General features: G+C 69.1%; 12 protein-coding genes and 1 tRNA gene. 12 read left to right on the top strand and 1 reads right to left on the bottom strand.

Going from position 1 to position 14,357, the window contains the following annotated elements; translation table 11 throughout:
* Positions 1–45: 45 nt before the first annotated feature.
* From IPT68_RS12715 to clpX, 5 genes are all read left to right on the top strand, one after another.
* A tRNA-Pro gene (locus tag IPT68_RS12715) sits at positions 46–122 on the top strand.
* Between the two features lie 169 nt (positions 123–291).
* Complete coding sequence (tig, locus tag IPT68_RS12710) at positions 292–1,674, top strand: trigger factor (protein WP_189698435.1); 1,383 nt, start codon at positions 292–294, stop codon at positions 1,672–1,674.
* 207 nt (positions 1,675–1,881) lie between these two features.
* Positions 1,882–2,493 carry an ATP-dependent Clp protease proteolytic subunit gene (locus IPT68_RS12705; protein WP_189698511.1) on the top strand — a complete coding sequence of 204 codons (612 nt, stop codon included), beginning with the start codon at positions 1,882–1,884 and terminating at the stop codon, positions 2,491–2,493.
* 77 nt (positions 2,494–2,570) lie between these two features.
* Positions 2,571–3,251, top strand: a complete 681-nt coding sequence (locus IPT68_RS12700) for an ATP-dependent Clp protease proteolytic subunit (RefSeq protein WP_308438773.1) — start codon at positions 2,571–2,573, stop codon at positions 3,249–3,251.
* Positions 3,252–3,438: 187 nt separating this feature from the next.
* A complete protein-coding gene (gene clpX, locus IPT68_RS12695) occupies positions 3,439–4,725 on the top strand; it encodes an ATP-dependent Clp protease ATP-binding subunit ClpX (protein ID WP_189698434.1) in 1,287 nt (428 codons plus the stop codon).
* 69 nt (positions 4,726–4,794) lie between these two features.
* Here clpX and IPT68_RS12690 read toward each other — a convergent pair whose 3' ends face one another.
* Complete coding sequence (locus tag IPT68_RS12690) at positions 4,795–5,754, bottom strand: hypothetical protein (RefSeq protein ID WP_189698433.1); 960 nt, start codon at positions 5,752–5,754, stop codon at positions 4,795–4,797.
* A 135-nt stretch (positions 5,755–5,889) separates the two neighbouring features.
* Here IPT68_RS12690 and IPT68_RS12685 point away from each other — a divergent pair, with 135 nt between their 5' ends.
* From IPT68_RS12685 to mreD, 7 genes are all read left to right on the top strand, one after another.
* A complete protein-coding gene (locus IPT68_RS12685) occupies positions 5,890–8,514 on the top strand; it encodes a valine--tRNA ligase (protein ID WP_189698432.1) in 2,625 nt (874 codons plus the stop codon).
* A gap of 229 nt (positions 8,515–8,743) precedes the next feature.
* Positions 8,744–10,276, top strand: a complete 1,533-nt coding sequence (gene folC / locus IPT68_RS12680) for a bifunctional tetrahydrofolate synthase/dihydrofolate synthase (RefSeq protein ID WP_189698431.1) — start codon at positions 8,744–8,746, stop codon at positions 10,274–10,276.
* Between the two features lie 6 nt (positions 10,277–10,282).
* Positions 10,283–10,624: a DUF4233 domain-containing protein gene (locus IPT68_RS12675; RefSeq protein ID WP_189698430.1), complete on the top strand. Its 342-nt coding sequence runs from the start codon at positions 10,283–10,285 to the stop codon at positions 10,622–10,624.
* Between the two features lie 68 nt (positions 10,625–10,692).
* A complete protein-coding gene (gene ndk, locus IPT68_RS12670) occupies positions 10,693–11,106 on the top strand; it encodes a nucleoside-diphosphate kinase (RefSeq protein ID WP_189698429.1) in 414 nt (137 codons plus the stop codon).
* Positions 11,107–11,429: 323 nt separating this feature from the next.
* Positions 11,430–12,449: a rod shape-determining protein gene (locus tag IPT68_RS12665; RefSeq protein WP_006133575.1), complete on the top strand. Its 1,020-nt coding sequence runs from the start codon at positions 11,430–11,432 to the stop codon at positions 12,447–12,449.
* Between the two features lie 166 nt (positions 12,450–12,615).
* Complete coding sequence (mreC, locus tag IPT68_RS12660; protein WP_189698428.1) at positions 12,616–13,599, top strand: rod shape-determining protein MreC; 984 nt, start codon at positions 12,616–12,618, stop codon at positions 13,597–13,599.
* 14 nt (positions 13,600–13,613) lie between these two features.
* Positions 13,614–14,288 (top strand): rod shape-determining protein MreD, encoded by a 675-nt coding sequence (gene mreD, locus IPT68_RS12655; RefSeq protein ID WP_189698427.1) that lies wholly within the window; start codon positions 13,614–13,616, stop codon positions 14,286–14,288.
* Positions 14,289–14,357 lie beyond the last annotated feature (69 nt).

The following is a 14,357-nucleotide window of genomic DNA, read 5'->3' as shown; positions in this document are numbered from 1 at the left end:
GCAGCCCCGCTGCCTGCGGGCATGTACCCTACGTGTCGCACCAGACGGGGTGTGGCGCAGCTTGGTAGCGCGTCCGCTTTGGGAGCGGAAGGCCGTGGGTTCAAATCCCGCCACCCCGACCAGTCACCCGATCACCACGCGTGATCGCCTTTTGGGCCGTGTACCCGCTGCCGTTACTATGCAAGCTGCACGCCCGTGTGTCTCATCACTGAAGTCCTCCGGGCGGCCACATCCGCCGGACCCGTCGGGTCCCGGCAGAACCCCAGAAGTCAGCCACAAGGAGACCGAACCGTGAAGAGCGCCGTGGAGAACCTGAACCCGACCCGGGTTCGGCTCACTGTCGAGGTGCCCTTCGAGGAGCTCAAGGACAGCCTCGACGCGGCGTACAAGAAGATCAACCAGCAGGTCACGGTGAAGGGCTTCCGCAAGGGCAAGATCCCGGCCCGGGTGATCGACCAGCGGTTCGGCCGTGGCGCCGTACTGGAGGAGGCCGTCAACGACGCGCTGCCGAAGTTCTACACGGAGGCCGTCAACGAGGCCGAGCTCAACGTCCTGGGCCAGCCCGAGGTCGACATCACCGAGCTGAAGGACAACGAGCTGCTGGCCTTCACCGCCGAGGTCGACGTCCGCCCGGTCATCGAGATCCCGGACTACTCCGGCATCGAGGTCGAGGTCGACGCGGTCGAGGTCACCGACGAGGACATCGACAAGTCGGTCGAGCAGCTCCGTGAGCGCTTCGCCTCCACCACGCCGGTCGAGCGCGCCGCCGAGGACGGCGACGTCGTCACGATCGACCTGGAGGCCAAGGTCGACGGCGAGGTCCTCGAGGACGGCGTCGCGAGCGGCGTCTCCTACACCATCGGCTCCGGTGAGCTGCTGGACGGCATCGACGACGCCGTGAAGGGTCTGGCGGCCAACGAGGAGGCCACCTTCACCTCCGAGCTCAAGGGCGGCTCCGCGGCCGGCCGTGAGGCCGAGGTCACCGTCAAGGTCACCCAGGTCGCCAAGCGGGAACTGCCCGAGCTGGACGACGACTTCGCGCAGCTCGCCTCCGAGTTCGACACGCTGGACGAGCTGAAGGCCGACAGCCGCAAGCGGCTGGCGAACATGAAGCAGTTCGACCAGGCCACGCAGGCCCAGGAGCGCGTCCTGGAGAAGCTGCTGGAGCTCGTCGAGGTGCCCGTCCCCGAGAAGCTCCTCGAGGACGAGATCAACACCCGCAAGCACAACCTGGAGCACCACCAGCTCGGCCAGATGGGTCTGACCCTCGACAAGTACCTGGAGATCCAGGGCAAGACCGCCGAGGAGTTCGAGACCGAGACCCGCGAGGCGGCGGTCAAGGGCATCAAGACCCAGTTCGTCCTCGACGAGCTGGTCAAGCAGGAGAAGCTCAACGTCAACCAGGACGAGCTGACCGAGCACCTCATGCGGCGCGCGGCCTCCTCCGGCATGTCCCCCGACCAGTTCGCCCAGGCCGTCGTCGAGCAGGGCCAGGTCCCGCTCCTGGTCGGCGAGGTCGCCCGCGGCAAGGCCCTCGCGGTCGTCGTCGAGGCCGCCACGGTCAAGGACACCAACGGCGAGATCGTCGACCTCGAGGACGAGGACGAGGACGAGGCCGAGACCGAGCAGTCCGCCGAGGTCACCGAGGGTGACAAGAAGGACGACGAGGCGTAGACAGCCGTAGGAAGGGCCCCGGGAGAGCATCACGCCCGGGGCCCTTTTGCTTACGGCCGGGCAACCGGCCGGCGACCCTGCGCTCACAGCGAACAGTCACCTCTCCGGGATTCCCCGAAGGGACCCGCGCGTTAGGGTCCATGAATACGACACGTGAGACGGCCGCGCGCCGTCGCAAGACGAGCAGGTGGATACGTGACGAATCTGATGCCCTCCGCCGCCGGCGAGCCTTCCATCGGTGGTGGCCTCGGCGACCAGGTCTACAACCGGCTGCTCAACGAGCGGATCATCTTCCTCGGCCAGCCGGTCGACGACGACATCGCGAACAAGATCACCGCGCAGCTGCTGCTCCTTGCCGCGGACCCGGACAAGGACATCTACCTGTACATCAACAGCCCCGGCGGCTCGATCACGGCCGGCATGGCGATCTACGACACCATGCAGTTCATCAAGAACGACGTGGTGACGATCGCCATGGGCCTCGCCGCCTCCATGGGCCAGTTCCTGCTCAGCGCCGGCACCCCCGGCAAGCGCTTCGCGCTGCCGAACGCCGAGATCCTGATCCACCAGCCCTCCGCCGGTCTGGCGGGGTCGGCCTCGGACATCAAGATCCACGCCGAGCGGCTGCTGCACACCAAGAAGCGCATGGCTGAGCTGACCTCCCAGCACACGGGCCAGTCGGTGGAGCAGATCACCCGCGACTCCGACCGTGACCGCTGGTTCGACGCCTTCGAGGCCAAGGAGTACGGCCTCATCGACGACGTCATTCCCACGGCTGCCGGCATGCCGGGCGGCGGCGGCACCGGGGCGGCCTCCTAGGGGCGTACGGCCCCTTCAGGGTCCCGTATGCCGCCCAGCGCCCCCAGCCACCGCCCCAGCCCCTTTCAGGAGACACCGTGAACGACTTCCCCGGCAGCGGCATCTACGACCGTGTGCGCGCCGAGTACACCGGCCCGCAGGCCGAGTCCCGCTACGTCATCCCGCGCTTCGTGGAGCGCACCTCCCAGGGCATCCGCGAGTACGACCCGTACGCGAAGCTCTTCGAGGAGCGCGTGATCTTCCTCGGCGTCCAGATCGACGACGCCTCCGCCAACGACGTCATGGCGCAGCTGCTGTGCCTGGAGTCGATGGACCCCGACCGGGACATCTCGGTCTACATCAACAGCCCCGGCGGATCCTTCACCGCGCTGACGGCGATCTACGACACGATGCAGTTCGTCAAGCCGGACATCCAGACGGTCTGCATGGGCCAGGCGGCCTCCGCCGCGGCCGTGCTGCTGGCCGCCGGTACGCCCGGCAAGCGCATGGCGCTGCCGAACGCGCGCGTGCTGATCCACCAGCCGTACAGCGAGACCGGGCGTGGCCAGGTCTCCGACCTGGAGATCGCCGCGAACGAGATCCTGCGGATGCGCTCGCAGCTGGAGGAGATGCTCGCCAAGCACTCCACCCAGTCGATCGAGAAGATCCGCGAGGACATCGAGCGCGACAAGATCCTCACCGCCGAGGACGCGCTGGAGTACGGCCTGATCGACCAGATCATCTCGACGCGCAAGATGAACAACGCATCGGTCCGCTGACGCGGATCCTGTAATGTACGCCGCTCCTTGGCACGGTGTGACACTGTGCGTGGCAAGGTGCACGTCAAAGTGAACCGTGCCAAGGGGGGCCCGAACGGGGGGCTCGGCAAGGTACCGTCGGACATAAGGCAGCACCAGGAGCCGCTGGACCAGTCCAGTCGTCTCCCAGGCGAAGGGGAAGCACACCGTGGCACGCATCGGTGACGGCGGCGATCTGCTCAAGTGCTCGTTCTGCGGCAAGAGCCAGAAGCAGGTCAAGAAGCTCATCGCAGGCCCCGGTGTGTACATCTGCGACGAGTGCATCGATCTCTGCAACGAGATCATCGAGGAAGAGCTCGCGGAGACCAGCGAGGTGCGCTGGGAGGAGCTGCCCAAGCCGCGCGAGATCTACGAGTTCCTCGAGGGCTACGTGGTCGGCCAGGAGGCGGCGAAGAAGGCCCTCTCCGTCGCCGTCTACAACCACTACAAGCGCGTCCAGGCCGGGGAGAACGGCGGCGCGCAAGGCCGCGACGACGCCATCGAGTTGGCGAAGTCCAACATTCTGCTGCTGGGCCCCACGGGCTCCGGCAAGACCCTCCTGGCGCAGACCCTCGCGCGCATGCTCAACGTCCCGTTCGCGATCGCCGACGCGACGGCGCTGACGGAGGCGGGCTACGTCGGCGAGGACGTCGAGAACATCCTGCTGAAGCTGATCCAGGCGGCCGACTACGACGTCAAGAAGGCCGAGACCGGGATCATCTACATCGACGAGATCGACAAGGTCGCGCGGAAGAGTGAAAACCCCTCCATCACACGCGATGTCAGCGGCGAGGGCGTGCAGCAGGCCCTGCTGAAGATCCTGGAGGGCACCACGGCCTCCGTGCCGCCGCAGGGCGGCCGCAAGCACCCGCACCAGGAGTTCATCCAGATCGACACGACGAACGTGCTGTTCATCGTGGGCGGCGCCTTCGCCGGGCTGGAGAAGATCATCGAGTCCCGGGCGGGCGCGAAGGGCATCGGCTTCGGCGCGACGATCCGCTCCAAGCGCGAGCTGGAGGCCAAGGACCAGTTCCAGGACGTCATGCCGGAGGACCTGGTCAAGTTCGGCATGATCCCGGAGTTCATCGGCCGCCTGCCGGTGATCACGTCCGTGCACAACCTCGACCGTGAGGCGCTGCTGCAGATCCTGGTCGAGCCGCGCAACGCCCTGGTGAAGCAGTACCAGCGCCTGTTCGAACTCGACGGCGTGGAGCTGGACTTCGAACGCGAGGCGCTCGAGGCCATCGCCGACCAGGCCATCCTCCGCCAGACCGGCGCCCGCGGCCTGCGCGCCATCATGGAGGAGGTGCTGATGTCCGTGATGTACGAGGTCCCGTCCCGCAAGGACGTCGCCCGCGTCGTCATCACCGCGGACGTCGTCCACTCCAACGTCAACCCGACTTTGATCCCGCGGGACGCGCGGGGGCGGGGGCCGGGCGAGCAGAAGTCCGCGTGACAGCTGACGCCGCGTGACGAGAAGGGGCCCCGGTCGGTCGACCGGGGCCCCTTCTCGGCTGAGGTGGCGTCAGGCCTTGACGCGGACTTCCTTGCGCAGCTTGGCGGTGATCTCGGCCGCCTCTTCTGCGTCCGTGCTCTTGCCCGCGGCGACGTCGGACAACTCCATGGGCAGGACGAAGCCGACGGTGCTGTGGTCACCCCAGACGCAGTAGGTCATCTTCATCTCGGTGGGTTCGCCCGCCGAGGCCTCGGTGTTCTTCATGTTGGCCACCTGACACTTGAGGATGGCACCGTCGAGGCCCTCGGGGGTGTACGCCTTCGGCTCACCCTCGAACGTGACGTCCTCGCCCGCGGCGTCCTTCTTCATGTAGGCGAAGAGCGCGTCGACCACCTTCTCGGGGTCTTCGATCTCGCCGTAGACGCCGCCGAACGAGAGGAGCTTCCCGGCCAACGGGTTACTTCCGTCCGCCCCCGCCTGGTAGTTCGCGTTCACATCCTTGGGGTTCTTGACGCCCCACTTCTCGGCATCCTTCAGGTCGGACTCGCTCATCGCGGCGTCCGAGCTGTCGCCGCTGCCCTTCTTGTACTCGCCGAGCACCGTCGCCGGCGTCGTGAGCTTGTGCGGGCCGTCGTCCGCGATGTCTGAGCCGTTGCCACCGCCCCCGCCGAGCACGAAGTACGCGCCGACCGCGATCGCCGCCACGACCGCCACCGCGCCGATGACGAGCCCGGTCTTCTTCTTGCCGCCGCCCGGCGCCGGGGGCATCGGACCGGATCCGTACGGAGCCTGGCCGTAGGGCGGCTGCTGGTCGTACGGGGGCTGCTGGCCGTACGGGGGCTGCTGGGGCGGGACGCCCTGCGGAGCCTGCTGCGGGTAGCCGTACCCCGGCTGCGGCTGGCCTGGCTGCTGGGGGTAGCCGTAGCCGGGCTGGGGCGCCTGCGGCTGCTGGCCGTACGGACCCGGCTGGCCGTACGGTCCGGGCTGCTGGGGCTGCCCGCCGTACGGGCCCGGCTGGTTGTAACTCATTCCTGGCTTCCCCTCCAGATGCTTATGTGTTCACGACATCCTGGCGCAGTCACAGGAATCGCACCGCATCGGGGTGGGAGCCGTTACAAAGAATCGTGTTTCGGGACCACCCCGTGACACCCCTAAACTGAGCGGGTGACCGAGAACGCTCAGCAGCAGCCACCAGCGCCCGACACCGAACTGCCGACCCAGTACGCGCCGGCCGACGTAGAGGGGCCGCTGTACGAGCGCTGGGTGGAGCGGGGTTACTTCGAGGCGGACGCGAAGAGCGACAAGCCGCCGTACACCATCGTCATCCCGCCGCCGAACGTCACCGGCAGCCTGCACCTCGGGCACGCCTTCGAGCACACGCTCATCGACGCCCTCGTCCGCCGCAAGCGGATGCAGGGGTACGAGGCGCTGTGGCAGCCCGGCATGGACCACGCCGGCATCGCCACGCAGAACGTCGTCGAGCGGGAGCTGGCCAAGGAGGGCAAGTCCCGCCACGACCTCGGCCGCGAGGCCTTCGTCGAGCGGGTCTGGCGGTGGAAGGCCGAGTCCGGCGGGCAGATCTCCGGCCAGATGCGGCGCCTGGGTGACGGCGTCGCCTGGTCGCGTGAGCGGTTCACGATGGACGAGGGCCTGTCCAAGGCCGTCCAGACCATCTTCAAGCGGCTCCACGACGACGAGCTGATCTACCGCGCCGAGCGCATCATCAACTGGTGCCCCCGCTGTCTGACCGCCATCTCGGACATCGAGGTCGAGTACCAGGACGACGACGGCGAGCTCGTCTCCATGAAGTACGGCGACGGGGACGACACCATCGTCGTCGCCACCACCCGTGCCGAGACCATGCTCGGTGACACCGCCGTCGCCGTTCACCCCGAGGACGAGCGGTACAGGCACCTCGTCGGCAAGCTCATCAAGCTGCCGCTGACCGACCGTTCCATCCCGGTCGTCGCGGACGAGCACGTCGACCCCGAGTTCGGCACGGGCGCCGTCAAGGTGACCCCGGCGCACGACCCGAACGACTTCGAGATCGGCCAGCGCCACGACCTGCCCGCCATCACGGTCATGGACGAGCACGCGGTCATCACCGCCCACGGCCCCTTCCAGGGCCTGGACCGGCTGGAGGCCCGCTCCGCCATCGTCGCCGCGCTGCGCGCCGAGGGCCGGATCGTCGCCGAGAAGCGGCCCTACGTCCACTCCGTCGGCCACTGCTCGCGCTGCAAGACCACCATCGAGCCGCGCCTGTCCATGCAGTGGTGGGTCAAGGTCGGCCCGCTCGCCAAGGCCGCCGGCGACGCGGTCCGCGAGGGCAAGGTCGCCATCCACCCGCAGGAGATGGAGAAGCGGTACTTCGACTGGGTCGACAACCTCCACGACTGGTGCATCTCGCGGCAGTTGTGGTGGGGCCACCGCATCCCGGTCTGGTACGGCCCGCAGGGCGAGGTCGTCTGCGTCGGCCCCGACGAGGAGCCGCCGAGCGGTGAGGGCTGGCGCCAGGACTCCGACGTCCTCGACACCTGGTTCTCGTCCGGCCTGTGGCCGTTCTCCACGCTGGGCTGGCCCGAGGAGACCGAGTCGCTCGCGAAGTTCTACCCGAACTCCGTCCTGGTCACCGGCTACGACATCCTCTTCTTCTGGGTCGCCCGGATGATGATGTTCGGGCTGTACGCGATGGACGGCACCCCGCCGTTCCACACCATCGCGCTGCACGGCATGGTCCGTGACCAGAACGGCAAGAAGATGTCCAAGTCCTTCGGCAACGTCGTCAACCCGCTGGACTGGATGGACAAGTACGGCTCCGACGCCCTGCGCTTCACGCTCGCGCGCGGCGCCAACCCCGGCGTCGACGTCCCGATCGGCGAGGACTGGGTCCAGGGCTCCCGCAACTTCGCCAACAAGATCTGGAACGCCACCCGCTTCGCGCTGATGAACGGCGCGACGGTGGACGGCCCGCTGCCGGACCCGGCGAGGATGTCCTCGACGGACCGCTGGATCCTCTCGCGCCTGAACTCGGTGGTCGCCGAGGTCGACGCGTTCTACGAGGACTACCAGTTCGCGAAGCTGTCGGACGCGCTGTTCCACTTCGCGTGGGACGAGGTGTTCGACTGGTACGTCGAGCTGTCCAAGACCACCTTCCAGGCGGGCGGCGAGGCCGCCGAGGTCAGCAAGCGGGTCCTGGGCGAGGTCCTGGACGTCACCCTGCGCCTGCTGCACCCGGTGGTCCCCTTCGTCACGGAGACGCTGTGGACCACGCTGACCGGTGGGGAGTCGGTCGTCATCGCCCAGTGGCCGACTGATTCCGGCTTCCGGGACGCGGACGCCGAGCGGGAGATCGGCACGCTCCAGTCGGTCATCACCGAGGTCCGCCGCTTCCGCGCCGACCAGGGCCTGCAGCCCGGCCAGCGGGTCCCGGCCCGGCTGACCCTCCACGGCACGGCGCTGGCCGGGCACGAGGCCGCCATCCGCCAGCTGCTGCGGCTCCAGCCCGAGGGCGAGGGCTTCGCGGCGACGGCGACGCTGCCGGTGGCGGGCGTCGAGGTCGCGCTGGACCTGTCCGGCGTGATCGACGTCGCGGCGGAGCGCAAGCGGCTCGCCAAGGACCTCGCGGCCGCCGAGAAGGAGAAGGCGCAGGCCACGGCCAAGCTCGGCAACGAGGCGTTCCTGGCCAAGGCCCCGGACCACGTCGTCGACAAGATCCGCACCCGCCTCGCCAAGGCGGACGAGGACATCGCACGCATCCAGGCCCAGCTGGAGCGCCTGCCGCAGGCGTGAGTGTCGTCACGAGGGTGAGGGTCCCCGGTGCCCGGTAGGCGCCGGGGACCCTCACGCCCCTCAAGGGCGCGGTGCCATGTCACCGCCGGGCCCTGGACGCCCTCAGGGGCACGGGGCTGTATCGAGGTGCGGCTCCGCCGCGCGGGCGCGACCAGCCCCCTCGACCCGCAGCCGAACGACGGGACAGCCACCCCCGACCTTTGTCAGCCCCGCTCCGTAGACTGACCTCGTGAGCGACATCCCCGGCAGCAACGACCAGCCCGACCCCCTCGACCCCCTCGACCCCTTCGAGTCCTTCGAGGACATCGTCGAGGCGGAAACCTCCCGCGACCCGGACCTCGCGGTGATCGAGGCCGGCAGCCGCACCCTGCGGACGCAGGGCGGCCCCCAGCAGGCCGACGCGCCGGCGCGCCCCACGGACCCCGAGGTCGACAAGGCGGTGCGGGAGGTCGAGGCGGAGCTCGCGACGCGCTGGGGCGAGACCAAGCTGGAGCCGTCCGTCACCCGCATCTCCGCGCTGATGGACGTGCTCGGCGATCCGCAGCGGTCGTACCCCTCGATCCACCTCACGGGCACCAACGGCAAGACCTCCACCGCCCGCATGATCGAGGCCCTGCTGGGCGCCTTCGACCTGCGGACCGGGCGGTACACCTCGCCCCACGTGCAGTCCATCACCGAGCGGATCAGCCTGGACGGGGCGCCGATCTCCGCCGAGCGGTTCGTCGAGACGTACCAGGACGTCAAGCCCTACGTCGAGATGGTGGACGCCCAGCAGGAGTACCGGCTGTCCTTCTTCGAGGTGCTGACCGGGATGGCGTACGCCGCCTTCGCCGACGCGCCGGTCGACGTCGCCGTCGTCGAGGTGGGCATGGGCGGGAGCTGGGACGCCACGAACGTCATCGACGGTGACGTGGCCGTCGTGACGCCGATCGACCTCGACCACACCGACCGGCTCGGCGGGACGCCCGGCGAGATCGCCGGGGAGAAGTCCGGGATCATCAAGGCCGGCGCCACAGTGATCATGGCCCAGCAGCCGGTGGACGCGGCCCAGGTGCTGCTGAAGAAGGCCGTGGACGTGGATGCGACCGTGGCCCGCGAGGGCCTGGAGTTCGGGGTGGTGGCGCGGCAGGTCGCCGTCGGCGGGCAGCTGCTGACGCTGCGCGGGCTCGGCGGTGAGTACACGGAGGTGTACCTCCCGCTGCACGGCGCCCACCAGGCGCACAACGCCGCCGTCGCGCTGGCCGCCGTGGAGGCGTTCTTCGGCGTGGGCGCGCAGCGGCCCGAGCCGCTGGACATCGACACCGTGCGCAAGGCCTTCGCCGCCGTCGCCTCGCCGGGGCGGCTGGAGGTCGTACGGCGGTCGCCCACCGTCGTCCTCGACGCCGCGCACAACCCGGCGGGCGCCCGGGCCGCCGCCGAGGCGGTCGGCGAGGCCTTCCAGTTCAGCCGGCTCATCGGGGTCGTCGGGGCCAGCGGCGACAAGAACGTGCGCGGGCTGCTGGAGGCCTTCGAGCCGGTCTTCGCGGAGGTCGTCGTCACCCAGAACTCCAGCCACCGCGCGATGGACGCGGATGAGCTGGCGGGCATCGCCGTCGAGGTCTTCGGCGAGGAACGGGTCCAGGTGGAGCCGAGGCTGCCGGACGCGCTGGAGGCGGCGATCACGCTGGCCGAGGAGGAGGGCGAGTTCGCGGGCGGCGGCGTGCTCGTCACCGGATCCGTCATCACCGTCGGCGAGGCCCGACTGCTCCTGGGGAGGGGCTGATCCCCCATGCGTACGCTCTGTGCTTCGACCCTGATCGGCGAGTTCTTCGTCATCGGCTTCGCCGGTCTGGTCGCGATGAAGGACCCCGACCTGTCGATGTCGACGGTCTGGACGGTCAGCGGCATCGCCATGTTCCTGTGCCTGGTGCTGTGCGGCCTGGCGACCCGGCCGGGCGGCGTGGTGATGGGCTGGGCGCTCCAGATCGGACTCATCGCTTCCGGTTTCGTCGTCCCCACGATGTTCTTCCTCGGGGTGATGTTCGCCGCGCTGTGGTGGGCCTCCGTCCACTACGGCAGGAAGATCGACGAGGCCAAGGCCCGGTTCGCCGCGCAGGCTGACACTGCGTGACGAACGCCGGGGCGTGCCCTGTAGCCTCATCACCCCGCACACCGCGTGAACCGAGAAGGAGCCCCGTCGTGACCCAGCGCACCCTCGTCCTCCTCAAGCCCGACGCCGTCCGTCGTGGCCTGACCGGCGAGATCATCAGCCGCATCGAGCGCAAGGCCGGCTGGCAGATCACCGCGCTGGAGCTGCGCACCCTGGACCAGGAGACCCTGGAGCAGCACTACGGCGAGCACAAGGGCAAGCCCTTCTACGAGCCGCTGGTGGAGTTCATGTCCTCCGGCCCGGTCGTCGCGATGATCGTCGAGGGCGAGCGGGTCATCGAGGGCGTGCGCGCGCTGGCCGGTCCCACCGACCCGATCGCCGCCGCACCCGGCTCTATTCGCGGTGACTACGGCGTGATCGTCCGCGAGAACCTGATCCACGCCTCCGACTCGGAGGAGTCGGCCGACCGTGAGGTGAAGATCTTCTTCCCCGGCCGCGCCTGACGCGTCGCCGAAGAAGCGGAACGCATTCACCACGCGTCCTTCTGAAGGGCCGTCAGTTCCTCCTACCGCCTGACCTGGGACGGCCGTGCATTTCCGGCCGTCCCGTGGTATATCCGTGCCGATCGGGGGAACGACTGCCCCCGATGGCCCGTCTCCACAAGCGAGGCCGTGCGCCATCTGATGACAATGGCGAAGACCCTCGCGCAGTGTTCGCGAAGGCGCGTCTACGATGGAAGCCTTCACGTCACAGCACCCACCTCGCCGACCTGAAAAGCCCTCAAAGGCTCCGCGGGAAGGCCAGACGAATCCTGATGGGGAACTCAATGTCGTTCATCGGCCGTGACATGGCTGTCGACCTCGGGACCGCCAACACGCTGGTGTACGTCAGGGGTCGCGGGATCGTACTCAACGAGCCGTCCGTCGTCGCGATCAACACCAACACCGGTGGCATCCTCGCGGTCGGTGCCGAAGCGAAGAAGATGATCGGGCGCACGCCCGGCAACATCGTTGCCGTACGTCCGCTGAAGGACGGCGTGATCGCCGACTTCGAGATCACCGAGCGGATGCTCCGCTACTTCATCCTGAAGATCCACAAGCGGCGGTATCTGGCTCGTCCGCGGGTCGTCGTCTGTGTGCCCTCGGGCATCACGGGTGTCGAGCGCCGTGCCGTCATCGAGGCGTCGTCCCAGGCCGGCGCCCGTCAGGTGCACATCATCGAGGAGCCCATGGCGGCCGCCATCGGCTCCGGCCTGCCGGTCCACGAGGCCACGGGCAACATGGTGGTGGACATCGGCGGCGGCACCACGGAGGTCGCGGTCATCTCCCTCGGCGGCATCGTCACCGCCCAGTCCATCCGCGTCGCGGGCGACGAACTGGACAACGCGATCATCCAGCACATCAAGAAGGAGTACTCGCTCCTGCTGGGTGAGCGCACGGCCGAGCAGATCAAGATCACGATCGGTTCGGCGTACGACCTCGACACCGACGAACACACCGAAATCCGCGGGCGGGACCTGGTCTCCGGGCTGCCCAAGACCGTCGTCATCTCGGCCGCCGAAGTGCGCAAGGCGATCGAGGAGCCCGTCAACGCGATCGTGGACGCGGTGAAGACGACGCTCGACAAGTGCCCACCGGAGCTGTCCGGCGACATCATGGACCGCGGAATCGTTCTGACCGGCGGCGGAGCGCTGCTGCGCGGTCTGGACGAGCGACTGCGCCGCGAGACCGGCATGCCGATCCACATCGCCGAGGACCCGCTGGACAGCGTGGCGCTCGGATCCGGCAAGTGCGTCGAGGAGTTCGAGGCGCTCCAGCAGGTACTGGACGCCCAGCCGCGCAGATGACGTAACTCTTCGATTCCGCCGTACGGGACCATCGCCTCTCGTACGGCGGATCGTTGATGTAGAGGCATAAGCTGCCACGAACAGCCCGCGGGACTCCGTCGTCCGGACTCCCTTCGGGCCCACCCGATTTCCCGGATTCCTACGAGGAAGGGCACGGCCGCCGCACGTGAGGGACACACGAGAGAGCCGGCTGCTTCTGGTGCTGCTGGTCGCCATCGCGTTCGCGCTGATCACGGTGGACATTCGCGGCGGGGAGGACTCACCGGTCGACGGTGCCCGCGGGGCCGCGGCCGCCGTCTTCGGCCCGATCGAGAACGGGGTCTCCTCGGCGGTCGACCCGGTGGGCAACGCGGTCGCCGCGGTTCGTGACTCCGGCGACCGGCACGACCGGCTGGCCGAGTTGGAGCGGGAGAACGCGGCCCTGAAGGCGAAGCTCGGCAGCGACGACCGCAGCCGCAGCCGGCTGAGGCAGCTCGACACGATGCTGAAGATCGCCGGCGAAGGCCAGTACGGCATCAAGGGCGCCGAGGTCATCGCCATAGGAGCCGCCCAGGGCTTCTCCTGGACCATCACCATCGACATCGGTGCCAACGACGGCATCAAGCGCGACATGACCGTCCTCAACGGCGACGGCCTGGTCGGCCGCGTCACCACCGTCGGCCCCAACACCGCGACCGTCCTGCTCGCCAGCGACCCCGACTTCACTGTCGGCACCCGCATGGAAGGCAGCGACGAACTCGGCTTCGCGTCCGGACAGGGCGACCGCCCGCTGCGGGTCGAACTCCTCAACGGCAAGGCCCAGATCAAGAAGGGCGACCGCCTGGTCACCTTCGGCTCGCAGGCCGACAAGCCGTTCGTGCCCGGCGTCCCCGTCGGCGTGGTCTCCCGCGTCGACCCCTCCGGCGGCGGCCTGACCCGCACGCTGTACGTCACGCCGTTCGTCGCCTTCAGCAAGCTCGACATCGTCGGCGTCGTCGTCCAGACGCCCGAGCGGGACCCGCGCGACACGGTGCTGCCGGACAAGCCCAGGCCCACGCCGACGCCCACCGTGACGGTGACCGTGACGCCGGGCGCCGAGGACGCCGACACACCCACCGACGGCGAGTCCCAGCCCGCGGACGGCGAGTCCCAGCAAGAGGAAGACCAGTAGGGGGAGCTGCACCCATGCGTTTCAACCGGATCCTGCTCTCCTCCACCCTGGTGGTCGTCGCCCTGGTACTCCAGGTGAGCGTCCTCGCCCGGCTGCACCTCCCGGGCGCCGTCCCCGACCTGGTGCTCCTCACGGTGCTCGCCTTCGCCCTGGTCTACGGCCACGTCGGCGGGGCCCTGATCGGCTTCGGCGCCGGACTCCTCGCCGACCTCGCCCCACCCGCCGACCACGCCGCCGGCCGCTACGCGCTGGTGCTGTGCGTCATCGGCTACCTCGCGGGCCTGGTCAAGCCGGAGAACGGCCGGCTGAAGTCGGCCACCGGCACGATGGCCGTGGTGGTCGCCGCCGCGATCGGCAGCACGCTGCTGTACGCCGGGGTCGGCGCCCTCGTCGGCGACACCGCCGCCCGCCATGTCGGCCTGTCCGGCCTGCTGTTCACGGCCGCCCTGTACGACCTGCTGCTCGCCCCCTTCGTCGTCCCCGGCCTGATGGCGCTCGCCCGGCGCGCGGACAACGACCCGCTGGATGCGGGCGCTTCGGCGAGGGCGACCGACATCTCCTCCGGCTGGCTCTCCGGCACCGGACTGCGCATCGGCGGCCAGCGCGGCGGACTCGGCGGTCTGAAGGTGAAGGCGGCCAGAGCGCGGGTGACCCGGGCCGGGCGCATCAAGGGGGTCAAGCGCCTGTGAACACAGGTCAGTTCACCCGAACGGGGGAGCTCGGGCGGAACCCGGCCTCGCGGGCCGGGCGTTCATCAC

This window comes from Streptomyces chromofuscus (assembly GCF_015160875.1).
Taxonomy (GTDB): Bacteria; Actinomycetota; Actinomycetes; order Streptomycetales; family Streptomycetaceae; genus Streptomyces; species Streptomyces chromofuscus.
Note: the sequence above shows the minus strand (reverse complement) of the source record. Positions and strands in the feature narration are given on the sequence as shown.